We start from the raw sequence: 23,821 nt of genomic DNA, 5'->3' as shown, positions 1-23,821 counted from the left end.
TTTATTTTTTTCCTGTTTATCCCCGGAAGCATTTTCCTTTGCATCTTCAGGAATCTTTCCCTCTCCCTTTTTTCTCCCATTAATCTAAAATAGGAGTTCCGTAGGTGAAGTCTTCGATTTCCAGGACTTTTTTCCAGAGTTCTTTACATTTGCAGTCTGTTGTGCTGAGGTCTGCAGGGTTCTGGGTGAGTGAGAAAGTCCTGAGAGAATCTGCAACTTCCGGGCTGCATATTTTACAGTTGTGGGGGCCGCGTTTTGAGCCTGCGCCGACGGGATCGGACATGAGGGGGAGGTCTGGATGGGCGGTCTTTGCTTTTTTCAGGACCTCTACTATGCTCCAGAGCCAGGGCGGGCGATACTGGCCTTTTTCCCAGAGAGCTTCGACAAGGGTGCCTTTCTGGACGTTGCAGAGGTTGATGGATATGGTGTCAGAATAAGGAGCTGCATCATCTATGGAGCGTATGATGTCTTCCATCGCCTGCTTTTCGGAAAGGAAGAGAGGTTTGAGCATAAGGTAAGTTTTTATGGTTACTCCGTATTTTTTTGCAATTTCTGCTGCATGGACAAAGTCCTGGAATGTAAAACCCTTGTTAATGGAATCTCTTCGGATCTTATCCGAACTTGTTTCCAGCCCGAATGCGAGTTCGAAGGGTTTGTCTTTAAGGATGTTGAGGCAGGCCTGTACATTCTCTTCGGTTACATAGTTCGGGCGGGTTTCAACAAGCACTTTGACGACCCTGGGGTCATCTGCAAGGGTCTTGAGGATCGCATCTCTAGCTTCAGGGAAGACTTCCTGTTCGTCAAGGAAACTGCCTGATGTGAAGATCTTGACCATGAACTCAGGGAATTTTTCAGCTTTCCTCATTGCTTTTGTAAGCTGGGCGCTATAGTCTTCGAGAGACGGGGGCTCACTTGCACATTCATAGACGTAGCCGCACATTGTACAGCCGCCGGCTTTTCCCCAGCGGCAGCCTGCACTTTTGAAGATTATAGTGATGACATTTGTTTGAACCCCGTTTACAAGGTCTGCTCCGGTCCAGCTTGCCGCAGGTTCATTCGTGGGTGATGGCTTTATTTTTATCCGCTGCCGGATATCCAGTACTGCTTTATTAAGGGACATGGGCTTAGAACTCGCTATTATGGATTAATATTTATTTTTCCGGTTTTACTCAAACTCGATAGTTGCAGGTGGTTTTGGAGTGATATCGTACACTACCCTGGCTACCTTCGGAATTTCGGAAGTGATCCTCGATTCGAGGGTCTTGAGGACCTCCCATGGGAGTTCGAGTGCTTCTGCAGTCATTCCGTCCCTTGACCCTACAGCCCTTACAGCCACGATCCAGCCATAAGCCCGGACATCTCCTTTTACTCCGGTGCCTTTTCCGAGCACAGCCGCAAAAGTCTGCCAGGGGCAGAACCTATCAAGAAGTTCTTCTTCTACTATGAAGTTTGCTTCTCGCACGACTTCAAGCTTTTCCTCGGTAACCTCTCCGAGAATGCGTACAGCAAGCCCGGGACCCGGGAAAGGCATCCTCTCGCAGATCTCTTCCGGTAGCTGGAGTGCCCAGGCGACTTCCCTTACCTCATCCTTGTAAAGGTCCTCGATAGGTTCAACAATTTTCTTGAAGTCCATTACGCTCGGCAGCCCTCCAACATTGTGGTGAGACTTGATCCCGCCTTCGGATTCGATCCGGTCAGGATAGATCGTGCCCTGGATCAGGTAATCGGCTGCAAGATTCTTTGCCTCGTCTTCAAAAACCCGGATGAAAGTCTCGCCTATGGCCTTCCGTTTCTCTTCAGGGTCAGTAATATCCTTCAGGGCTGCAAGGAACCTATCCTTTGCATACACGATGTCCAGGTTCATGTGAGAGAAGATGTGCTTTATCCTCTCGGTTTCTCCTTTCCTCATGAGCCCTGTGTCGATATAGATAGGCTGCAGCCTGTTTCCGATTGCCCTGTAAGCCAGCTCCGCACAAACAGAACTGTCCACGCCGCCCGAGAGCGCAATAATTGCTCTTCCGTCTTTTATTTCCTGGCTGATTTTCTCAATTGCTTTTGGAATGAATTTATCGGGTTTTACCATTGAAATGCTCCTTTAATGATGCTAAACTAATTCCTTTGAAGAAATGATGGTGATTGGTGAATGTATGAAAATTATTAAGATTTGATTCTATTTTATTGTGATATATGAGTCTGTGCATGGGGTTTTTGATATTTAAAGGTATAGTCAAGGAAAGTTTCACATCAAGATATATTTATCAGGAATTTATATTTTAATGTCCTTTTCTGAACTAACACTTTTGTTCTGCGAGGTCAAGTGGAAAGATCTTCGCCAGTGGGAGGCCGAGCAGATCATGGATAAATTGAGAGAAAAGGCGGTCAGGGTGAAAGGCAAATGGAAAATGCACTACTGTCTGGTTGCGAAAAGTATTGAAGGTAAGACGGACCTGGAATTTCCAGCTTTTGATCTGGAAGATCTGGAAAAGGCTTTTTTGAAATGATTCAGGAATTAATAATTCCTGTGTTCAAAGTTCCTCTTAACTATTTTTTTCCCCACTTTCTGACCTTCTAATCCTTTCCAAAATATAAAAAATAACAATTATATACGAAGCTTTTCCAAAAACATTTATAACGAAAAGATGGGGAATTGGTGATAGGAGTGTTCAGTGAAATATATATAAATCATGGGGTAATAATAGCAAAACTGGAACTATAATTCTCAACTTGATACGAAATACTCATGTTTCTGAATATTTGTTCTTGCATTTATAAATCAGTACATCTCAAACTAAGAACAGAGGGGTTGGAACTTTGAATACAGACAAGGCGTTAAAGTTATGGATGTCTCTGATGTTTATATTGATGTTGGGAGTATTGTTTATTCTACTTATGGTTATTGCTGGCTAATCGTGAATTTTTAAGGTGAAGTTTTATAGATTAATTCTTCGAACATTTCATTTTAGTTTGTTTCCGATGATTGTGCACCTGGAGGCGGGTGGGCGCGAGGTTTACTTAGAATTAAGGTCGGCTGATATAAAATCGGCTGAATATTATATGACAATCAAATATTATGAGCCAGTATTTAAAATAAGATATTTTGCAAATGGTGGAAGTAAAGATTGACATGTGCGGCTACATTTCTTCCCCCTCATTCTATTACCTCTTATCAGGCGTTGATTCCCAGGCGCTGAGGATGCCTGATTTTGAGGTATGGTAGCCGTTTCATTCCCCCCGTTCTTTACTTCCACATTTGCTTTTCCGCCTTAGCGGCCTCACCTTTTCTTCTTAAGTCCTATCATCTCATGAAGAAAAGGCACCATCATCGTTATGTTCATGTGAGTTTTTTTCTCTTAGTCAGGGTACTTTAAGTGTTACGGTACCTGGGGATGGGAATAGGGGCAGGAGCACTCTTCATGTTCAAGGAATAACTCTGGTTAACATTCGGAATGAACGGGTCGCCTTACCTGAAGTCCCCTTTGTTGACTTCCGGACTGCAGTTCCAAAGTTCACCAGTTTCAAATATGGGTCATCCTCCAAACATAAGCGATTTCTCCATAAAGTTAAACGACATCATCACATAAATTTCTTTCTAAAGTATTGCTCTTAATTCTTTGGTAAATAAGTTCCAGATTTTTATTTCTCCAGGTTTTAAAAAAGAAATTTATCTTTCGTTTTTTGAAAGCAAAAGAATACCACTTTTTTAGATATCTAAATGTAAATACTTTCACCCTGCATACCTGCAACTTAAATAAGATGAAACTGAAACATCACAGCGTCGCGGATTCACAAATAAGCGTAGCTATTGTGCACTTCCAAATATCTTCCTGGTATTTTTATATTCTGGCATGGTATAAGTTCTACAAATTCAGGGATGAGATAATGGGCATTGATTATGGAGTATTGAAAGATAGTAAAAATGAACTTGAGTCCAGGGTATTGATGTCTGCCAGAATGCACTCTGTACTCCGCCAGTACTTCGGATATACTGCTTTTCGCCCCCTGCAGGAGGACATTATCAGGGATGTTCTGGACCAAAAAGACGTCTTCGTGCTTATGCCTACAGGAGGCGGCAAGTCTATTTGCTACCAGCTGCCTTCCCTTCTCCTGGACGGGGTAACTGTCGTGGTCTCCCCCCTTATTTCCCTTATGAAAGATCAGGTTGACGGGCTTGAGGCAAATGGGATTGCTGCAGCATGCATGAACAGTACCCAGGGTGCCAGAGAAATCCGGGATGTTAAAACAGCTTTTCTTGAAAACAGGTTGAAGATACTCTATATTGCACCTGAGAGGCTTATGATGCCAGGGACTTTTGCGTTCCTGAAGAAGGGCAAGGTTAGCCTTTTTGCAATCGATGAGGCGCACTGTATTTCGGAATGGGGCCATGACTTCCGGCCTGAGTACCGGAAAATGAAACTCCTGAGGGACCCGAAGACAGGCTTTCCTGATGTGCCAGTTATTGCACTAACGGCTACAGCCACCGACAGGGTCAGAAAAGACATTATATCTCAGCTCGGACTTGCTATTGACCCGGAAAAAGGTCCTTATGTTGCCAGCTTTAACCGGAGTAACCTTTACTACGAGGTCAGGCCCAAGAAAGATACTTTTTCCGAGATTACCGATTACCTGCTCAGGCACAGGGGTGAAGCCGGAATCATTTACTGCCAGAGCCGGAACAACGTGGAAACCCTTACAAAAAAGCTGAACCTTGCCGGGTTCAGGGCTCTTCCCTATCATGCCGGACTTTCAGATTCCGAACGTGCTCGAAACCAGGAGATGTTCATAAAAGATCATGTGGACATAATAGTGGCTACAATCGCTTTCGGAATGGGGATTGACAAGTCAAATGTCCGGTTTGTAATACACTACGACCTTCCCCGGAACCTTGAGAGCTATTATCAGGAAACCGGACGTGGAGGCAGGGACGGCAGTCCATGTGAATGCATCCTTTTTTTTAGCAGGGGAGACCGCTTTAAAATTGAGTACTTCATCGCACAGAAAACAAATGAGAAAGAAAAGGATGTCTCCCTTGTGCAGTTAAGGCAGATGGTAGCCTATTGCGAAGGAAATAAGTGCAGGCGCCAGACTCTCATGAAATATTTCGGGGAAGAGTTTCCAGCGGCATGCGGTAACTGTGATACCTGCCTAAGGCCTAAAGACACTTTTGACGGGACCGAGGCTGCCAGAAAACTGATTGCCTGTATTCAGGAATTGAATCAGCGCTTCGGTACCAATTACGTTATTGATGTGCTCACAGGTTCCAAGAATAAAAAGATCAAGCAAAACCGGCATGATAAACTGAAAGCTCATGGCAGCGGCAAGGAGTTCACAAAGGATCAGTGGAGGTCGCTTGCTTCCGAAATGTTGAACACCGGGCTTTTTGAGGTAAGCGGGACGCAGTATCCTGTCCTGAAACTGAACTCTATGAGCAGGAAAATTTTGAAGGGATCGGAGAGCGTTGAACTTGTCTGTCCTGAGGGTTTTATGGCCGGGGTTAAAGGGAGTTCTGTTCCAGAGGGTTCTATTTCGCCAGCACCTGCAGGCAAAATCACAGGAAAAGGCGAAGATGATATACAATTTCCTACACAGCTTCCTGCCGAAAGATATTCAACTGCTTCTGAGGTCCTTAAAAAAGCAACTTCCGGAAAACTTTCAAAATCGGGAACAGAGCATGATCCCATTCTTTTTGAGAGGCTAAAAGCCCTGAGAAAAAAGATTGCTTTAAAGAAAAATCTTCCTCCATACATCATTTTTTCCGATACCAGCCTGAAAGAGATGTCTACAAAGCTCCCGCAAAGCCCTGAAGAGTTTCATTCTATCACAGGGGTAGGAGACCATAAACTCCGGAAATACGGAGACGATTTCCTTAAGGAGATAAGGGATTACTGTAACGACTATGGGTTGATTTCTGCAGAGAAAGCTGAGGTTTCCGGGGATCGTGAGATTGAACCGGAAAAAAAGAGGAAAGCTCCAAAGAGTCCCATCCGCAAAAGTACATTTTCAGAACTCGAAATTGAAACCGAAGGTCTCGGGATTGAAACTCCTGTTCCGGAAACCGGTAAAGAGAAAGCTTTGAAAATATCATCTCTCAAAGTACCAGAAACATCACCTTCCAAGGTGCCTCTCAAAACACCTCCCGAAGTCCACAGGTTGCCTACAAAGAGAGCAAGGTGTCTGGATGTGAGTATCCAGGATTGGTTAGAAGCAGATTCTTCTTCTGGCAGCCTTAATGAAATCATCCCTGAAGGAAATTCTCCTGAGGCTGTTGCCGATGTACCCAAGACGAATTGTCCTGACGATTTTTTTGAAAATGGCTCATTTGAGGCGGACTCTCTTGAAATAGGTCCCTCTGAAATTGATCTCTTTGAAAAGGATTCTCTTGAAAAGACGTATTCGCTCTATTTACAGGGGCTCGATATTGGTGAAATTGCAGAAATCGAAAGTTTGAGTGTTAAAAATGTGTACCGGCAGTTTGAGAGGCTGATACTTGCCGGAAAGATCAGGAAAATTGACGGGCTTGTGCCTCCTGAAAGGCAGCAGCAAATAAAAACGGCACTGGAAGTACTGGAGGTTGAGTTTGACTCCCTGCTCAGGGCGCGGATGGGGGATAATTGTCCGGAGGAGGAACTGAAGCTTATAAGCGCGCTCCTTCTATCTAAAATACCTTTCTCAGTTTGAAGGCACAACTTAATTTATTTTTTCATAATATGAATCATTTTTTTAAAATTTATTTTTACTTTTATAAATTACTACTATCCAAAGTAAGATAAGGGGATACCTGGAATTCCGGACGAGTCCAAATTTCAGAGTATGAAGTAAGAAGACAGGATTCTTCAAAGTTACTTTTATCAGTTATCTATACTTTGGTAACCCAGAAAGGAGCAAAAATATGAAGTGCGCACTCTGTGATGAAAAAAACTGCTATAAAGGAAAGGACTGCACGAGCATTAAGGACGAGATTTCCTACGAAGGTGGGGATCTGAATTCCATGCAGGTCTCGGCTGAGATCGAAGCCCGTTATTACATGGAAAAGACCCGGATTGAAGAACTTATCCTTTACGCGCAGAAGATGGGCTACAAAAAACTCGGGATTGCCTTCTGCATCGGACTTCAAAGGGAAGCAAAAACTATCCACAGGATTCTTGCCAGGGATTTCGAGGTCTTTTCGGTCTGCTGCAAGGTCTGTGGGATTGATAAGGAAGATTTTGGTCTCGATAAATTATACGGGGAAGGCTTTGAAGCAACCTGCAATCCCATAGGCCAGGCAAAAGTCCTGAATGAAAGTGAAACCGACCTGAACATCATTGTCGGGCTCTGCATCGGGCACGATATCCTCTTCACGCAGCACTCCAAAGCCCCTGTTACGACACTGGTGGTCAAGGACAGAGTGCTCGCTCATAACCCTGTGGGAGCCGTCTATTCAGGGTATTACCTGAAAAAAAGGTTTGGGATAAGTGAATGACTGGATAACACAAAAGAGTACGAAAAAACAAATAGGGAAAGGAATGGAAATAATAGGTTTCTCAGGCTTGTAATTGGAGTTAATTTACAAAAGAGGGAATGGGGTAAAAGGAGGGTGATGGAGGGTATCCACTTTTCTAATCCTCCTATTTAACTCTATTATGCCTGAAGGCACATCATTGTGTAGTTAAGGCAGATTGAAGCCTACTGCGAAGAATAAGTGCAGGCATCGGACATTCCTCGAGTATTTCGGAGAGGAGATCTCTAAGAGGCTGTTTTAAAATTCAAACTATTTCTACAGTTGGATAGTGGTCATTTTGGATAGTGGTCATTTTGGATAGTGTTCATTGCTGACTTTAAATTCAGACTGTAAATCTATTACATCAGGCTTACTCGCTTGATGTATGAAAGCAAATACATTAGACATCATGGTTAAAAATTACACTTTAGACATTTAACAGTTTAATGATATCGTTTTTCAGTTCAAATGGTAATTACTGTCACCATTGTAGAATCAAATTTAATTTTAAGACAAGCTCTTAGAAACTAAAAGCAAGCAAAAAGTTCCTTCAGGAAATAATAAATGAGATCTCCTAATATAATTGCCATAATAAAACTCGCTGTTATGGGAAGCATGAATGGAAGTCCTGGAGTTACCCATACAGTGCTGCCAAGGAGTCCCTGCTCCTCGTGTGCTTCAAGTCGGGAAACCATATTATGGTTTACATTAATTCCTCTGCCTGCAAAAGAAGGATATAACTTCCCGTTATTCAGTTCAAAACGTTCAGCTAGCCGGATATGTCTGCTTTTATCCAGAAGCCTTCGCAGATCCTTAATTTTTATCCTGTATGCAAAGAGCATATAAAATGGTTTTTTGAGCATATCAGGAGTAAAATGAAGGATGTTGTAACAGAAAAGTCCTAAAGGAACAGCAGCGGTAAGAAATAAGGAATTTTCAAGAACAGTAAGTGCAAAGAGTCCGGCAGGGGGAAATCCAAGCAGGGGAAAAGTGTAGCCGTAAAACTCCAGGACAGGGTAAACCGGACACAGAATCCCGATTGCTATCAGGGCTTTTGCATCTGCGCCTCCGAAAACCCTGACTCTGAAAAGCAGATAAGTCAGAAATAAACTGGAAAAAAATGAAAAAACTAACTGGAGAAGAAAGGATACTCCTCCATTCACTATCTCATATATTAAGAAACCTGAAAGGGAGAAAAGCATAAGCTTCCATACACGGTTTGGAACCCTGCGGGTTTTCAGGTCCAGGTAGGAAGAATAAAAGAGAAAAGGCAGGCAGACTGCCAATTTCAAAATTTCGATCATGTATATTTTTCTACTCTTTTGTTTTGTGTGTTTCTCCGGTTACAATCTTTTTTCGTACTGGTTTTTATTCTTTTCTGTATTTTTTTCAGTTTTGCTTAGTTTAGTTTTGTTTTTATTCCTGGCTTTTACTCCTGATTTTTATTCCTGGCTTTTACTCCTGATTTTTACTCCTGGCTTTTACTCTTGCTTTTCCGGGTTTCAGGGGCTTTCAGGGATGGCTTTTTTCAAAGTTTTTCCCATTTCTTGAGTTTCAGGATTTCTGAGAGAGTTCCACCTCTCCGGATCTCATCAAAGATTCTCTTTTCGGTTTTATTGACTTCCTTTGCCCTTCTTGCAAGTTCGTAGGCACGTTCTCCCGGGACAACTACAACTCCGCTTTCATCGCCGATTATATAATCCCCGGGTTTTACTGTCTGGCCTCCACAGGTGATTTCAGCATTGATTTCCCCAAAACCTTTCGGGTCCCCGGCATTGGGAACTGTATTGCTGGTATAAATCGGGAGCCCGAGAGTTTCCACCTCGTCAATGTCTCTTACAGCCCCTTCTATTACCACACCTGCAATTCCCTTATTCAGACTGCTCAGGGTTGCAAGCCCTCCCCAGCAGGCAATGTCCTTACTTTCATTATAAATTACTATTACATTTCCTTCTTTTGCGAGATCAATGGCTTCGACTGTTTTTGCCCAGTCTCCGGGAAAAGATTGCACCGTAATTGCAGTTCCTATCATTTTCCCTCTTACAAGAGGGTGGATACCTTTCATTGCCCCTTTTCCGTGCATCGCATCCGAAATATTCGAGGTTGAGACTTCCTTAAAGATCTCTCTTATTTCCTGGTCTACGGTTACTCTGTTCCGGATATCTACAGACCCAGGAGAGTCCACACTCTGTCTTATTTTTCTTGCAGCTTCGGTCACATTGTCAGAGCGGGTTATGTTTCCTCCCACTATCACAATCCTGGCACCTGCCCTGATCGCCTGAGCTGCACTCTTGGCATCAAGTCCTCCAGCTACTGCAAGCTGTACACTCACCTTTTCTGAAATTTCCATTAATATGGATATCGGGTCTTTTCCAATCATCTGCTGGTCTATGCCTACATGAACATTCACATAGTCCACACCCAGAGCTTCGAGCTCTACTGCCCTTTTTACAGGATCCGGAGCCGATATCAGGTCTGCCATCAGCCTTACTCCATATTTGTGGGCTGAACGGAGTGCATCAAGAACTGTAGAATCATCCGCACTGCCGAGGACGATTACTACATCCGCACCGGCTTTTGCAGCCATCTCGACTTCCATTGCTCCTGTATCTACGGTTTTCATGTCGGCAAGAATTGTCCTGTCCGAAAAAGCTTTTCTCATGGTGCGAATTGCGTTCATGCCTTCACTTTTTATCAGGGGGGTCCCTATCTCGATCCAGTCAGCGCCTCCTGCGATTGCTTCCTTTGCAATCTCAACTGAGCGGTCAAGTTCCAGAAGATCAAGTGCAACCTGAATTATGGGAACGATAATATCACCTCTATTGGGAAACCGAATAAAGTGAAAAATTGAGTTTTTGTATCGGTTTCCTTTCTGTTTTTATTTTTTTCAATTTTTATTATATGCTCTGAATTTTTACTATGACCTTTATTACCTTTTTGATTTACTTATTATCTCTGTTCATAGTTTACTGCTCATTTTCAATATGTGAGCTCTTCATTATCTATATTGCTTTTTATTCTGGTTACTTTTCCTTTGAATGTTTTTGTTTTTGCAGTTTTCACACGTGTAGCTGAAAACTCATCACTAAATAGTTGTCACAAAAAATTTTTTATAAGGGAGAACAATCTAGTTCGGGGATAGTTTATGGAAAAGATCCTTAAAACAGATGATAACAAAGACCCCTCTCAAAAGTATATAACAGATGCGGAACGCAAGCAGTTGTTGTCAGCTCTACATTCCCGGCTCTTCTGGGTCGGACAACGTATTCCGGATTATGTAGAAATTAAAGGAGAAAAACACCCGCTTCATAACTACGTGTGGGGACTGATTCAGAAAGAAAACCTTACTGCAAGCGAAAAGTCCCAGATAGATAAATGCATCGATATTATTTCGGAAAAAGAAAAAGAGGACGAAAAAGAGCTTGAAGAGGCACCTCTTACAGAGGAAAAGGCAAAGTCTCTCTACCACGAAACTGCAGGCTTATTGCGTGCGATAACGGATCTTAGAGATATTGAGAGTGGAGCACTTAAAGAGAGTTCAAAACGCTTCCAGGAGCAATTTATCAACCAGAGAGTCAGGGATGCCAGGCTCTGGCTTGAATTCATAAAGAACGTATCAAAGTGAAATGGCATAACTGATGTGCCAGATGATGCTTAATTGTTGCAGCTCTAACCTGGGAAAGTTTCGGAGCAAAGGTTATATCTCTGGGAACCATTTATGAAAACTGGATGTCATTTAAGAACCGACACGTCATATCAATGAAAGATTTTTCGCGGGAGGAAATCGACTATGTTCTGGATACCGCAGAAAAACTTGAACCTGTGGCAAGGGGCGAGGAAAGGTCCCGGTTGCTGGATGGTAAAATCATTTCGCTTCTTTTTTTTGAACCAAGCACAAGAACAAGGCTGTCTTTTGAGGTTGCTGCGCGGAGGCTTGGAGGTCAGGTCCTGAACCTGGGCTCAGTCGAGGCAAGCTCTGTCATGAAAGGGGAAAACCTTGCCGATACTATCCGCGTAATCAGTAAATATGCTGATCTTATCGTGCTGCGTCATCCTCTTGATGGGTCGGCACGAATGGCTACGGAAGTTGCGAGTGTCCCTGTGATCAACGGAGGAGACGGCTCTGTCCATCATCCTACCCAGACTTTTCTTGACCTCTATACAATCCGCAGGGAAAGCCATCTTGAAGGCCTGAAAATTGCCATGGCGGGAGACCTTAAATACGGGAGAACCGTCCATTCCCTCTGCCATGCCCTGTCTCTTTATGGAGCAGAAATGACCTTTGTTTCACCTCCGGAACTCAGGATGCCCTCCGAAATTGTCCGGGGTCTTCGGAAGCAAAATATCTGTGTAAAGGAAACCGATTCTCTTGAGGAAATAATAGGGGATGTCGAAGTCCTGTATATGACAAGAGTTCAACAGGAGCGTTTTCCTGATCCTGATGAATATGAAAAGGTTAAAAACAGTCTGAGGATCACAGGTGACCTTTTAAAAGCCGCAGGTCCTGACCTTAAAATCCTTCATCCTCTTCCGAGGGTCAATGAGATCTCTCCTGAGGTGGATGAAACCTCTCATGCACGCTATTTCGAGCAGGCTTTCTATGGAGTTCCTATCAGGATGGCATTGCTTGCTCTGGCAATGGGGGTGATTGAGTGAATGAAAAAAGGAACCTGAAGGTTCAGGCAATCGAAAACGGGACTGTGATCGATCACGTAAAGGCTGGACAGGCTCTAAATGTTCTGCGCATCCTGGGAATTTCCAGTGCTTTTCGGGAAACTATCAGTTTTGTGATGAACGCTCCCGGGGCGCGAGGCAAAAAAGATGTTGTTAAGATCGAGGGCAAGGAGCTCAGTATTGAGGAACTTAACAGAATAGCCCTGATTTCTCCTAAAGCTACAATCAATATCATCAGGGACTTTAAAGTGATTCAGAAAAATGAGGTCGTGCTTCCGTCTTATGTGGAAGGCGTTGTCCGCTGTACGAATCTAAACTGCATCTCTAACAGCAGCGAACCCATTAAATCCAAATTTTCAGTACTGCAGTCTGAAGAAGAAGGGGTTTCCCTTCACTGCCTGTATTGTGATCACGTGATTTCCGAAGAGATTGCGGAAAATTTGCTGTAAAAACTTTTATGAAAACTTCACCTTAGATTTTTTCGTGAAAAAAGTACAGCTTTTGAAAATTATTATAAATTGCTGTAACCGGAGGGAGAATCTAAATCCGGTTAAAAATATAATTTTTTGTTCTGTTTTTTATCCTAAAACTCCACCGGCTTTTCGGTGGGGTAAAAGATTATAAGATTGAACGAGGTTTTAGTTCCGTTGATGCTGTTCTTTAATTAAGCTCATTTGTTTTTTATTATAACTGCCCATTGTTGTAGGCATCAAGCTTCTTATACAGGTATTCTCCGGATGTAATTGGGCACCTCCCTACCTGCGTCCGATCCTGCCACATGGGGCTGCTTGCCTTTACACCACTGCCCGCTGGACCAAAGTACGGGACCGCCCCCATCCACTGGTTTGCGTCTGTGATTGTATTCTTTATCTGGCATGAAGGACATTTAGCAGCTACATTCAGTTTAGCAGCAACAAGTGTATCAAACATCGTGTAAGTCTTGTTCCCTTTTACAGGTATCTGCATGATTGCTATTGCCTGTTCTTTGGTCACTTTCAATGTAGATCGAAACTGTTTTCCAGGCAGGAATGGAAAAGAATATGAGGTCTGCGGAGTAATCATAAAGGTATATCTGGATTTGAGGAATTAATTTATGCTGAAAGATGAGACAAAAACAAACAAAACCGAAACAGAATCTCTTGGTTCTCAGGAACGCAACAGACTTCTCTGGAGCCTCAGGAGCGACTTTGCCTGGGCCGGGAAGAAAATCCCTGAAAGTGTGGAGATTGAGGGTGAGGAGTATAGGCTCCGGGACATGGTCAGGGATCTTGGGGAAAAAGAACGTCTCAATCCCGACGAAGCTGCCAAAATCAGGGCTCTTATCCCTAAACTGAAGGAAAGGGCAAAAGCAGATGAGGAACTGCTCGAAACCGAAGAACTTACACGGGTTGAGGCAGAAGCCCTTTATGAAGAAGCGGTCGGGCTTTTGCGGGCGGCAATGGAGCTGAAAGATAAGCTTGAGGGGAAAGGCGGGGAAAAAAGTGTCGATGAATTTAAGAAAATGCTCAATACCCAGAGGGTTGTGGACGAAAAGCGTTTTCAGGAGCTGATTAAAAGTCTAAAATGATGAGTTTGTTTTCTGATAAAACGCATATGAAATTCTTCGAATAACAGGCACAAAGAAATGAAAGTACTTTTTTTTCCTTACCTTTTTTACCTATCAACCTCATCATTCTCTTAGGCAGTAAGGTTGTACTTATTTTGGTTCTTCGAAGCCGTGATAAAACTAACCAGTGAATTGCCATCGAAGGCTCAAATGTGACTTTGATCACGGATGCTAAATTGGCCTTTGAGGCAATTCTACTGCCCAAATTAATTTGGTGATCTAATTTGGTGATCTAAATTGGTTGAAGTCATTAACAAAGCTTGTGGTTTAGACATTCACAAACTCTTTTTCATTGCTACAATCCTCAGTAGATCTGGTGAAAAACAACAACAATATTTCTCTAGAACCCCTGACGAAATTTTAGCTTTTAAAAACTGGGTTATATCAGATAAATGTGACGTTGTTGCCTGTGAATCAACGAGTGACTTTTGGGTTCCGATTTATGATGCGTTGATAAAACATCTACCTGTTATAGTTGGAAATGCCCGAGATATGAAGGCGTTTACACACAAAAAAACAGATAAGATCGATTCCGAATTCATCGCACAACTTGCATTGAATAATATGGTTCAACCATCAAGAGTTTTCCCAAAAAACCATAGAACATTTCGTTCATGTATCCGGCTTCGCCATAACCTTGTACAAAAAAGAACAGATATAAAAAATGAAGCTCACGCCATACTCGCACCTGAAATGTTTAATCTGAAGAATGTGCTAACAGATATTTTTGGTAAGAGTGGTAGAACAATTTTAGCAGGAATTTGTTCAGGTAAAAGCGTTGACCAGATTATTGCAAGCCTTTCCCCAAATGTTCGTAAAAAAAGTGATCAGATAAGGGAAATTCTGGACAGAGAAATCTCTCAGGGTGCTGCATTCAGGCTTCAGATCTGTCTGGATATCATAAAGCATCTTGACAATGAAATAAAAATTTTGGAAAAAGAAATTTTCAATTATGCGTATAGAAATCATAAGCAAGAAATGGAAATTTTGATGTCTGTTCCAGGAATAGGAGAACTTGGAGCGGCAACTCTTATTGCTGAAATAGGTGATTTCAAAGATTTTTCTTCAGGGGATAAGCTTGCTTCATGGCTTGGACTGGTTCCGAATGTGTACCAATCAGCGGATAAATACCACAACGGAAGAATCACTAAGAGAGGATCTAAGGAAGCAAGGTGGATTCTAACACAGATTGCTCAGGCAGCAGCAAGAACGAAAAATAGCAGGTTAAAAGAGTTTTTCAACAGAAAAAAGAAGTCGATTGGGCATTCAAAGGCGATTATTGCCCTGGCAAGAAAAATTGCAACAATCATATGGCATCTGATCACAAACGAGGAGATGTATGAAGATGAAACTGGATATAAAAAGAGGGAAATTCAAAAGAGAAAGATAGTTGAGACTGAGATATTCTCAGTTGATGAAAGGATCAAAATAATGAGTGAAATATATGTAATTGCGAGAAATGACGAAAGAGAGAGTACGTGAGGAAGATCTCCTCATATACTTTCATGCTAATAAGCAGGATACCCGTTGCTTTAGCTGCGGGAGGAATGCGTCAACACCCAATACCTGCTTTTTACACCTCTGTTACCTATATAATGTATCATGTGTAATATATGAATGTGGATAGAACGATTAAACTTAAACTCGGTGTTTCTGAGGAAGATAAACCTATCCTCAAGAAAACAATTATTCTTTTTAACACTGTGTTTAACGAGGTCGCTAAATATGGTTTTGAACATGAAACCAATAGTAAGGTATCTATCCATCACGCTACCTATAACGATATTCGAGAAAGGCATCCAGAACTTCCTTCTTCTCTTGTTCAGGGAGCTAGAGATGTTGCTTGCGAAGCTCTTAAAGGAGTCAAACTTAAAAATCTTCCAACTGCAAAGCCTTTTGCTGCTATCAGGTATAATCAGAGAGTAATTACTTACAATCTGAAACATGGAAGTGTAAGCATTGCTACTATAAATGGAAGAATCAAAGCAACTTTCAATGTCCCTAAATATTATCAAGAGTATGTTAATTGGGAAGTTAGGAGTTCTACTTTGAAATACGATAACAGGAAAGATGCTTTTTTCTTGCATATTATTTTTAGAAAATAATCTCCTGAACGTTCTGGAAACAAAGTTCTCGGAATTGATAGGGGTATCGTGAACATTGCCGTTTGCTCTAACAATGTTTTTTTTAACGGAAAACAAATTAAAAATGTCAGAGCTAAATATGCTTTTCTCAGACAGAAATTGCAGTCCAAAGGCACTAAGTCTGCTAAACGTCTTCTCAGGAAGATTAGCAGAAAAGAAAGACGGTTTGTGACTGACGTAAATCACTGCATTTCGAAAACCATAGTTAACATGTCTCATGACGTCTTTGCACTCGAAGACCTGACAAGTATAAGAGTCCAATCCAGAAAGGGAAAAGAGTTTACTCGAAAACTCAACAATTGGAGTTTTTATCAGCTTGCTCAGTTTTTGGAATACAAAGCAGAAGCTCTTGGTAAGGCTGTTATCTACATTGATCCCAGATACTCTTCTCAGAAATGCTCCAAATGTGGAGATATCCGTAAGAGTAACAGGAAAGGTAGTTCCTACCATTGTAAAGCTTGTGGTTTTGATATGCATAGTGACCTTAATGCCTCTCGTAACATTGCTCAAGCGGGTATATCTTGCCTGAGTAGGCTGCATGTCAATCAGCCAAACGTGGAAACGGTTTAACCGTTATTCACATGCTTGCCATTTTAATGGCGAGTCATTGACACGCCTTCACAAATGCCTTTCAATAAATGATTTCAGCTCTGCAGCCGAGGCTTCATCTGTGACTAAGGAATAATAAGGAGTCCATTCATACCATTTTTTGTGCCTGGTTTTTATGTACAGCTGCGTATTCAGGTCCAATAACCGGGTTTTTTGTTTCCTCTGCATAAGCAGTAAGAAGGGAAACAGGGAGATCAATAGCAGAAGTGGTTTCCATTCTCCTTCTACTACAACCATGTAGATCACGAATCCACAAATGGCAATTCCTCCAATTCCCAGAAGTATGGACATTTCCTTTGAACGTTTTTCATGCTTGTATGAAGCCACACTTTCAATCTCTTCATAAGGAATTTCTAAATTCTTCAGTCTGAAGACCTGCAGGTGTACCCCGAATCTGTCTGCCAGAACTGCTGCCTCGAAAGTTTTGAGAAATAGAACGTAGTAACAGGTGTTAAGCAGGAAGACACCTGCCAGGAAAAGTGTAATGTCCTCCGGATATCTCAGAAGCAGGCTGATGCCTATATAAAAAAGTACAAAAACCAGATTTGAATTTGCAGGAAAAATTACATTTGAAGTTCTGAATTCCGGTGAATTTCCTGTTTTTCCGGAAATTGGGGTCACGTTTGCAAAATCGAAGGGCTGTTTTGTTTGCTGTGCCATTTTCTTGCAAGCCGGGCACCAGCCCATCAGCTTTTTGATCTGGTCAAAAACAACAGCTTTAGCAGGCATCTATTTTCTCTCCTTAACCAGATACAAGGTTTTCCAGGTCCCGCAACTTTTGAAGTAGAGCGTTTTGTGGTTTTTCCGCTCCCAGTAAATCATTTGCAGGTAACAGAACAACAGGAAAATGAGGGAGCCTGCAAAGAAAGAATAGAGAAACGGCAGGGCAAACTTCCTGATCTCAGACCAAAGGTAAAAAGTCAGGAGCAAAAATATGAGACCTGGAATTCCGTGCCATTTTTTAAACAATTTCATCTTGCCGGAGTAATCGAGCATCGGTTCTTTTTCCAGGGAATCATATCTTTTCATTTGCCTCTTCCAGTCGAAGATGCCTACCAGCATGGAAATGCCAAGTCCGGCAAGAAAAGCCCCCCGGTTCAGGCCTGTTATGGTAAGCAGCACGGGATGCAGGAGGGTAAAAATCGCGTTTAACAGGAGCATCCAGGTGCTTGCTTTTCTGTACCCATACAGGGTTTTCGATGTCCCTGTTTTTTCTCTTCCTTCCCGGGCATTTGCTTCAAAATTTCCAGAGGGAATTAGGTACCCGCTTTCAGGTGTTTTTGCATAAGGGCACCAGCCCATAAGCTTTTTGATCTGCTCGAAAACAACAAGTTTTGAAGGCACTTATCTTTCCTCCCTGATCACATACGATCTTTTCCGCTTTCCACCGCTTTTGTTGAGATAGATCGTTTTATGGTTTTTCCGCTCCCAGCAGAGTATCTGGAGATAGCAAAGCCACAGGGAGACAAGCCCGCCTGCAAAGAAAGACAGGGTTCCTTTCATGAGAAGATCCCTTTCCGGACCTCCCGCAAAAATCCAGAACAAAAGTGTGGCATAAAAAACTAGAGTTATTATTCGAAACAGTCGTCTATACAGGTTTTTCTTGCCTGAATAATCGAGAACTGGTTTTTGTGCGAGAGCATCGTAGCTTTGCATCTGCTTCTTCCAGGCAAAAATGAAAAACGTTACGGAAACGAATAATCCGGCAAGGAAAGCCGCTGTATTTGCCCCCAATTGGGCCATTACAAGGAAATATGCAAGTGTAAGAAAAGAATCAACCAGAAGGAACTTGCTGCTCAGTTTCCGAAACCAACCGGGATTTTCCGGGTCTCCGGAATCTTCACCTCTGGCCCGGGTATTCGCACTAAAATATTCAGGGTGGGTGGGATATTGAGTTTCGAGTGTTTTTGCATTCGGACACCAGCCCATCAATTTTTTAATGTATTCGGTATTCAGGTTCACAGTTCTCCCGCCTTTTCTCCAAGGGCATACAGCTTTTGGAACCCCCCTTCACTTTTTATATAAATTTTCATATGGTTCTTCCTCTCCCAGTAAATTAGCTGAAGATAGGTTCCCCCCATAAGAATCCAGGCTCCTGCAATGAAAGAATACAGTGACTGAGCGTTAAGAAAAGAGGGTATATAAGACAAGATATAAGACAGGAAAACCATAGGCAAAATCAAACCCAAAATCAGGACTAAGAAAATCCAGAATAATGTTTTTTTAAAGGAAGAAGCAATAAAGGGTTTTTTTGCCAGGGTATCGTACTGTCGCATTTGCTTTTTCCAGCCGAGCAAATAAATAAGTAGAGAAAGTGAAAGGCCTAAAAGGAGAGCCTCTGCATTTACACCTGTTCGGAACAGCGAATTTATGTAAAACGGAGTTATGAAAATCATTGGCAGAAGGATTCTGACGTCAAACCTGGAGAAGAGCCTGGAGAATTGATTCAGAACCCCAGGAGTCCTGGCTTTTTCTCCTCCGGATTGAGCATATGCTTCAAAGTTGGCAGGGCTAATTCGAGGTCCGGTTTCAAGTGTTTTTGCATTCGGGCACCAGCCCATCAGTTTCTTTATGTATTCCAGGGACATGGTTGTTACTCCGCTCCTGCATTTACGATACAGATCTCTGACATTTTACGGTCATATACAAGCACTATTTTTCCATTCCTCTTTTCCCAGTATACATCCGTAAGGTAATACAGAAAAGCTGTCAAACAAATGCCGGCTATGCCAGATGAAAATGCCGTGTTGAGTGAACCGAAGTAAAAAAGAAACACCAGGGGAGTTGGATCAAACTTAAAGTAGTACATCAAACCTATCAAGCAAAAAGCAGAGATTAAAAACAAAACGAATCCCCGGTTGAATTGTGAAAATAAGAGATACAGAAATACCAGGGAAAGAATTAGATTTACAATTCTCCATTTTGACGATACAGTTATAATTTTTGTTTTTTTGCTTGAGTTCTTTATGTTATCCAGATAATTCCAGCTCCAGACACAAAAGGTCAGGTTAAAGATAATTCCGAAAATTAACCCGGACATGAAACCTTTATCCATGGGACGAACTCCCTGGAATCCGATCCAATATATGGAAAAGAGGGTAAACACGGAGGAAGCTATTAATGACCTATTATGACGTTTGTTCCACCAACCAGAGGGTAAAATAGGGGTATTTCCTGCATCTCTTCCCCTGGATTGGTTATCAGCTTCCGAATATTCAGGGCAGATGGAATGTTGGGTTTCAAGCGTTTTTGCATTCGGGCACCATCCCATGAGCTTTTTTATGTTTTCGACTTTAAAGCTCACAGTTCTTCCTCTTTTTCCCCGATAGTATACGTCTTTTGGAAGCCATTTTCATTTTTCATATGAATTCTCATGTGATTTTTCTTCTCCCAATAAACTAGCTGAAGAGAGGTTCCCCACATAGTAAGAATCCAAGGTCCTGCAATAAAAGAGTACAGTGACTGAGCGTTAGGGTAAGAGGGTATATAAGACAAGAAAACCATGGGAGGCAAAAGCAAAAACATAATTATGGATAAGGAAGCAAAGAAGAGTTCTATTTTAGGGGAAGAGTCGACAATGGGTTTTTTTGCAATGGCATCGTACTGCTGCATCACCTTTTTCCAGCAAAGTGAATATGTCAGTAAAGAAAGCAAAATACCCAAACAGAAGGCATCTGAATCTACACCCTTTAGGAACAGCATTATTATGTAAAAAGGAGTTAAGAACAGCGTTGGCATGAGGAGTCGGACGTCAAGCCGGGAAAATTGACTCGGAACCTCTGGACTTCTGGCTTTTTTTCCCTCAGACTGATCGTATGCTTCAAAGTTAGCAGGACTAATCCAGGATCCTGCTTCAGCGATTTTTGCATTCGGACACCAGCCCATTAGTTTCCTTATACTCTTTGCGAATACATCCATCGTTTACCCTTCCTTTAATTTTATCTGGCTGAACTCAGGCCTGTTCCACCAATTCTTTTAATTTTCCGAACAATTCGTCAGCTATTTTTGTGGGGTCTTCCGAACTCTGGAGTTTGAGCTGCATTTCTTCTGCAAAGTCCCAGAGGAGTTCGATACATTCCCTGTACCTTTCGCAGGACCCGCATTCTCCCTCATGTTCGTACCAGACCTGCATTCCATGTTTTACTGAGATAAAGACTATTGCGCTGGTCTTGAAAGGAACGGATTTCCCGAAGAGAATCCCTTTCTTTGAGTCCAGCTTTTCTACTTCTATCCTGTTTGCTCTGGCCATCTCAAGTAGAGTTTCTTCAATGCGTTTATCCATACTGAGGAGGGCTCTTGATATTGCCTGTCTGGAGACCCCGAAACGCTTTGCTATATTGATATTCGGGAGCCCGTTTCGGCGCAGGACCCAGAATTCAAACTGTTTTTCACCTGCCGGAAGGAACATAAGTAAACATCTAGATGTTGACTATTTATACCTTTCTATCTTTGTAACTTTTTAGAGTTCCAGTTATGAAAATTTCTACCAGATTGTGGGGATCCTGAAGTTTTCTCTGGAATAGTTTGATGATCTGACCATAAAATATTTATGGAACAAGGTTAAAATTTGTTTTCGACTATGGCGATTTATAAACGAATATAAAAATTACATTTTAAATGTATAGGCAACGTTTTCTGAGAAGGCTTGGATTTTACTTCCACAAAAACTTCCAGGGTGAAACTGTCGTCCTTGATGAATTACTGAAAATAATTGATCATGGGAATCAAAGTTAATCTGGAGGAACAAAAGCCGATGGAAAATCTCAAAAGGAAAGCCTTTATAGGTGCGTCGATTCTGGTTTTGTTGCTGTCAGTATTTTTTGTAGTGCGGTTCATAACCAACCCCTATTACATAGTCGGGCCTCCAACTCCGCTTTTTTGCATCCGAAATATGGATGAAGGGGCGCATGAACTCAGGGTGGAGGTCTTTGATTCGGAGAATAATTCCGTGCTTAATGAAACATACGAACTGGCCCCTGGTGAAAAAATCAGCTATCCCAAACCCTTCAGGTCCCGGGAGATGGGGGTTCAAATGGTGGATTACACATTCAAATTCACATTGGACGGCAGGTTTACGGAAACGTATAGTACGAAAGTTGATTCTTGGGGCACTGTTGAAGTAGAACTCTACGCTGATTATGCGGAGGGTCAGCCCCTTTCCATAGTGGAGACAGCTGTTTAAGACCCCTTTCAGGTTTGTTTTCAGTAAAAAATGAGTTTTTCCGGGTTTTGCAGGGCTCCATCTGGTTCATGAGAATCTGTTTTTCAGCCGCTGCTTTTCATTTTCTGGAGCCTGCATTTCCTGGAAAGGATGGTTTTTATGTGGAAATTTGCTTGCAGGTAGGTAACCTTGTCTGTGTTGTGGGATGATATGGTGTTTTCAGACTTCAGGGGTCGGGTACCTAAAAGTAAGCACCATCCTATTTCCTATATACTATAATTTATAATTTTCGCTACGTTTGACGTAAAAATTATTTCCAGTGAAATAATGATATTTTCAAAAAGTCCGAAAAAACTCGAGAAAATCAGATGAAAAAGAAGGACTCTGGGCCGGTTAAGGCCTGGAATAGAGGTTGGTCCGAATGATTTCAGACACAGCCTGTACAATTAATTTCTTCAAACTAAGCCTTACAGCCCGAGTACATCGTCCATGGAATATATCCCAGGTTCCTGCTTGCAGATCCATTCGGCTGCACGGACTGCGCCTTTGGCAAAGATCTGCCTGGAATGAGCCATATGCCGGATCTCAATCCTTTCGGAATTTCCTACAAAGAGTACTGTATGGTCTCCGGTGATATCTCCTCCGCGCAAGGCGTGGATGCCGATTTCTTTCCCGCGGGGGGCGAGACCTTCCCTTCCGTATACGTATTCTTTGCCGCCCAGAGCTTCACTGACCACATCAGCTGCGCGAAGAGCGGTCCCACTTGGGGCATCTTTTTTCTGGTTGTGGTGAGCTTCGATAATTTCTATGTCATAGTCTGCAAGATACTTTGCAGCTTCCTTAATGATCTTGAAAAATACGTTAACGCCTACGGAATAGTTAGGGGATATGACTGCACGTACCTTGTTTTTCCGGATCGCTTCATCAATTACTTCCCGCTGTTCCGGAGTCAGGCCTGTAGTTCCTATTATCAGGTTTACTCCGCATCCTGCAGCAACAGGAGCATTTACAATGGTTGCACCGGCTATAGTAAAGTCGATAAGGACCTCAGCCTGAGTCTTTTTCAGGACGGTTTCTAGATCTTTAACATCTGAAACCTGGATTCCCAGGTTGCCAACATGGGCAAATTCTCCTGCATCCCTTCCTATGTTGCCCACATCAAAAGCGGCAACAAGCTGCATGTTGGTGGAGCAGGTAATGTTTTCTATAATTAAGGAACCCATCCTGCCGCAGGCTCCGAGTACTGCTGCGTTAATCATCTCATTATCCCCAGTTTCTTGAGTTCAGTTACAAGCTTTAACTGGTTGGCATCGCTCATGGGAGCGAGTGGAAGCCTCAGGTGCCCGCTCGCGAGCCCGACAAGCTCTGCAGCTTTCTTAGCCGGAATTGGGTTTGTTTCAAGGAAAAGGGCACGTATCAGAGGAGCTATCTCGAAATGAATCTTTCTTGCAGTCTCGTAATCTCCCTTGAGGGCTGCATTTACCATTCCCGACATTTTGTCAGGCACAATATTTGCAACGACTGAAATAACTCCGCTGCCTCCCATGGAAATAATCGGAAGAGTCAGCCCATCTTCGCCTGAGAGAACCACAAAATCGTCATCTATAGTCTGCTCGAGGATCTGGGAAACTTTGCCGACGTTCCCGCTGGCTTCTTTGATTCCTACAATGTTTTCTACCTTTGCAAGTTTGGTGATAACATCCACAGGCACGTTCTGTCCTGTCCGGGAGGGGACATTGTAGAGGATCATAGGGATATCTACTGCCTCTGCAATTTTTTTGAAGTGAGCAAGCAGACCTGCAGGATTGGGCTTATTGTAATAAGGTGAGATAAGAAGTACGCCATCAACACCCGCATCTGCGGCGTGCTTTGTAAACTGGAGGGCTTCTTCTGTGTTGTTTGAACCTGTCCCTGCAATTACAGGAACCTTTGCGCACTCCACTGCAATGTCGATTACTTCTTCATGCTCCAAAGCGGAAAGGGTAGCCGATTCTCCGGTTGTGCCACAGGGTACGATCCCTGAAACTCCTCCCTCTTCCACAAATGCGATATTTCTTCGTAGCCCTTCCCTGTCAATCCTGTCATCTTTTGTAAAAGGAGTGATCAGGGCAGGCATTGCTCCTTCAAACATATAGATACTCCTGCCTATT

At 42.6% G+C, this 23,821-nt stretch carries 24 protein-coding genes and 1 pseudogene; 11 read left to right on the top strand and 14 right to left on the bottom strand.

Translation table 11 applies throughout. The features are described from left to right. Positions 1-79 precede the first annotated feature (79 nt). On the bottom strand, positions 80-1,120 hold the full coding sequence (locus MSWH1_RS16470; RefSeq protein ID WP_048129982.1) for an archaeosine biosynthesis radical SAM protein RaSEA: 1,041 nt from the start codon (positions 1,118-1,120) through the stop codon (positions 80-82). Positions 1,121-1,165: 45 nt separating this feature from the next. Continuing rightward, positions 1,166-2,083 (bottom strand): glutamine-hydrolyzing GMP synthase, encoded by a 918-nt coding sequence (guaA, locus tag MSWH1_RS16465; protein WP_048129981.1) that lies wholly within the window; start codon positions 2,081-2,083, stop codon positions 1,166-1,168. A 271-nt stretch (positions 2,084-2,354) separates the two neighbouring features. Here guaA and MSWH1_RS16460 point away from each other — a divergent pair, with 271 nt between their 5' ends. The 3 genes from MSWH1_RS16460 (at position 2,355) to MSWH1_RS16450 (ending at position 7,459) form a co-directional block, all read left to right on the top strand. Next, a complete protein-coding gene (locus MSWH1_RS16460; RefSeq protein WP_197074605.1) occupies positions 2,355-2,501 on the top strand; it encodes a hypothetical protein in 147 nt (48 codons plus the stop codon). Between the two features lie 1,378 nt (positions 2,502-3,879). Continuing rightward, entirely contained in the window at positions 3,880-6,675 is a 2,796-nt protein-coding gene (gene recQ / locus MSWH1_RS16455; protein WP_052723199.1) for a DNA helicase RecQ, read from the top strand. A gap of 211 nt (positions 6,676-6,886) precedes the next feature. Continuing rightward, positions 6,887-7,459, top strand: coding sequence for a DUF1847 domain-containing protein (locus MSWH1_RS16450; RefSeq protein ID WP_048129979.1), 573 nt, complete (start codon positions 6,887-6,889; stop codon positions 7,457-7,459). A gap of 545 nt (positions 7,460-8,004) precedes the next feature. Here MSWH1_RS16450 and MSWH1_RS16445 read toward each other — a convergent pair. Together MSWH1_RS16445 and hxlA are read right to left on the bottom strand one after the other, a co-directional pair. After that, positions 8,005-8,781, bottom strand: a complete 777-nt coding sequence (locus MSWH1_RS16445) for an A24 family peptidase C-terminal domain-containing protein (RefSeq protein WP_048129978.1) — start codon at positions 8,779-8,781, stop codon at positions 8,005-8,007. Positions 8,782-9,005: 224 nt separating this feature from the next. Continuing rightward, positions 9,006-10,277 carry a 3-hexulose-6-phosphate synthase gene (hxlA, locus tag MSWH1_RS16440; RefSeq protein ID WP_369798616.1) on the bottom strand — a complete coding sequence of 424 codons (1,272 nt, stop codon included), beginning with the start codon at positions 10,275-10,277 and terminating at the stop codon, positions 9,006-9,008. Positions 10,278-10,622: 345 nt separating this feature from the next. Here hxlA and MSWH1_RS16435 point away from each other — a divergent pair, with 345 nt between their 5' ends. From MSWH1_RS16435 to pyrI, 3 genes are all read left to right on the top strand, one after another. Continuing rightward, positions 10,623-11,102, top strand: a complete 480-nt coding sequence (locus MSWH1_RS16435) for a DUF5788 family protein (protein ID WP_048129976.1) — start codon at positions 10,623-10,625, stop codon at positions 11,100-11,102. A gap of 104 nt (positions 11,103-11,206) precedes the next feature. Then, positions 11,207-12,133 carry an aspartate carbamoyltransferase gene (pyrB, locus tag MSWH1_RS16430; protein WP_048129975.1) on the top strand — a complete coding sequence of 309 codons (927 nt, stop codon included), beginning with the start codon at positions 11,207-11,209 and terminating at the stop codon, positions 12,131-12,133. Beyond that, a complete protein-coding gene (gene pyrI / locus MSWH1_RS16425; RefSeq protein ID WP_048129974.1) occupies positions 12,130-12,600 on the top strand; it encodes an aspartate carbamoyltransferase regulatory subunit in 471 nt (156 codons plus the stop codon). Before pyrB ends, pyrI begins: the two co-directional genes overlap by 4 nt. Before the next feature lie 235 nt (positions 12,601-12,835). Here the strand turns inward: pyrI and MSWH1_RS16420 are convergent, their stop codons facing one another. After that, complete coding sequence (locus tag MSWH1_RS16420; RefSeq protein ID WP_156148222.1) at positions 12,836-13,213, bottom strand: hypothetical protein; 378 nt, start codon at positions 13,211-13,213, stop codon at positions 12,836-12,838. 31 nt (positions 13,214-13,244) lie between these two features. On the opposite strand from MSWH1_RS16420, the gene MSWH1_RS16415 reads away from it, so the two are divergent. The 4 genes and pseudogenes from MSWH1_RS16415 to MSWH1_RS20400 all read left to right on the top strand — a co-directional run. Further along, a complete protein-coding gene (locus MSWH1_RS16415) occupies positions 13,245-13,718 on the top strand; it encodes a DUF5788 family protein (RefSeq protein ID WP_048129972.1) in 474 nt (157 codons plus the stop codon). 276 nt (positions 13,719-13,994) lie between these two features. Further along, the gene (locus tag MSWH1_RS16410; RefSeq protein WP_048129971.1) at positions 13,995-15,239 is read left to right on the top strand and encodes an IS110 family transposase; all 1,245 of its coding nucleotides are present in this window, start codon (positions 13,995-13,997) and stop codon (positions 15,237-15,239) included. Between the two features lie 131 nt (positions 15,240-15,370). Further along, positions 15,371-15,862, top strand: a complete 492-nt coding sequence (locus MSWH1_RS20405; RefSeq protein WP_231591840.1) for a hypothetical protein — start codon at positions 15,371-15,373, stop codon at positions 15,860-15,862. A gap of 18 nt (positions 15,863-15,880) precedes the next feature. Then, positions 15,881-16,471 (top strand): annotated as a pseudogene (locus tag MSWH1_RS20400) (RNA-guided endonuclease InsQ/TnpB family protein); the annotation flags it as partial. 48 nt (positions 16,472-16,519) lie between these two features. Here MSWH1_RS20400 and MSWH1_RS16400 read toward each other — a convergent pair. Genes MSWH1_RS16400 through MSWH1_RS16370 form a run of 7 tightly spaced genes read right to left on the bottom strand, consistent with a single transcriptional unit; the run spans position 16,520 to position 20,918 of the window. Next, positions 16,520-17,239, bottom strand: a complete 720-nt coding sequence (locus MSWH1_RS16400) for a DUF1673 family protein (protein WP_048129970.1) — start codon at positions 17,237-17,239, stop codon at positions 16,520-16,522. After that, positions 17,240-17,854: a DUF1673 family protein gene (locus MSWH1_RS16395; RefSeq protein ID WP_052723198.1), complete on the bottom strand. Its 615-nt coding sequence runs from the start codon at positions 17,852-17,854 to the stop codon at positions 17,240-17,242. Then, positions 17,855-18,472: a DUF1673 domain-containing protein gene (locus MSWH1_RS16390; RefSeq protein WP_048129969.1), complete on the bottom strand. Its 618-nt coding sequence runs from the start codon at positions 18,470-18,472 to the stop codon at positions 17,855-17,857. Further along, positions 18,469-19,098 (bottom strand): DUF1673 domain-containing protein, encoded by a 630-nt coding sequence (locus MSWH1_RS16385; protein WP_048129968.1) that lies wholly within the window; start codon positions 19,096-19,098, stop codon positions 18,469-18,471. The genes MSWH1_RS16390 and MSWH1_RS16385 overlap by 4 nt, the downstream gene beginning before the upstream one ends. A gap of 5 nt (positions 19,099-19,103) precedes the next feature. Continuing rightward, the gene (locus tag MSWH1_RS16380) at positions 19,104-19,814 is read right to left on the bottom strand and encodes a DUF1673 domain-containing protein (RefSeq protein ID WP_052723197.1); all 711 of its coding nucleotides are present in this window, start codon (positions 19,812-19,814) and stop codon (positions 19,104-19,106) included. Further along, positions 19,811-20,428, bottom strand: coding sequence for a DUF1673 domain-containing protein (locus MSWH1_RS16375; protein ID WP_048129967.1), 618 nt, complete (start codon positions 20,426-20,428; stop codon positions 19,811-19,813). The genes MSWH1_RS16380 and MSWH1_RS16375 overlap by 4 nt, the downstream gene beginning before the upstream one ends. Positions 20,429-20,462: 34 nt before the next feature. After that, a complete protein-coding gene (locus MSWH1_RS16370; RefSeq protein ID WP_048129966.1) occupies positions 20,463-20,918 on the bottom strand; it encodes a hypothetical protein in 456 nt (151 codons plus the stop codon). Positions 20,919-21,263: 345 nt separating this feature from the next. Between MSWH1_RS16370 and MSWH1_RS16365 the strand changes: the two genes are divergently transcribed. Next, complete coding sequence (locus MSWH1_RS16365) at positions 21,264-21,692, top strand: hypothetical protein (protein WP_048130723.1); 429 nt, start codon at positions 21,264-21,266, stop codon at positions 21,690-21,692. Between the two features lie 446 nt (positions 21,693-22,138). On the opposite strand, the gene dapB is transcribed toward MSWH1_RS16365, so the two are convergent. Both dapB and dapA read right to left on the bottom strand, forming a co-directional pair. Further along, positions 22,139-22,930, bottom strand: a complete 792-nt coding sequence (gene dapB, locus MSWH1_RS16360; RefSeq protein WP_048129965.1) for a 4-hydroxy-tetrahydrodipicolinate reductase — start codon at positions 22,928-22,930, stop codon at positions 22,139-22,141. Further along, a complete protein-coding gene (dapA, locus tag MSWH1_RS16355; RefSeq protein WP_048129964.1) occupies positions 22,927-23,802 on the bottom strand; it encodes a 4-hydroxy-tetrahydrodipicolinate synthase in 876 nt (291 codons plus the stop codon). Before dapA ends, dapB begins: the two co-directional genes overlap by 4 nt. Between the last annotated feature and the right edge of the window lie 19 nt (positions 23,803-23,821).

Source organism: Methanosarcina sp. WH1, assembly GCF_000970005.1.
In the GTDB taxonomy this organism is placed as follows: Archaea; Halobacteriota; Methanosarcinia; order Methanosarcinales; family Methanosarcinaceae; genus Methanosarcina.
Note: the sequence above shows the minus strand (reverse complement) of the source record. Positions and strands in the feature narration are given on the sequence as shown.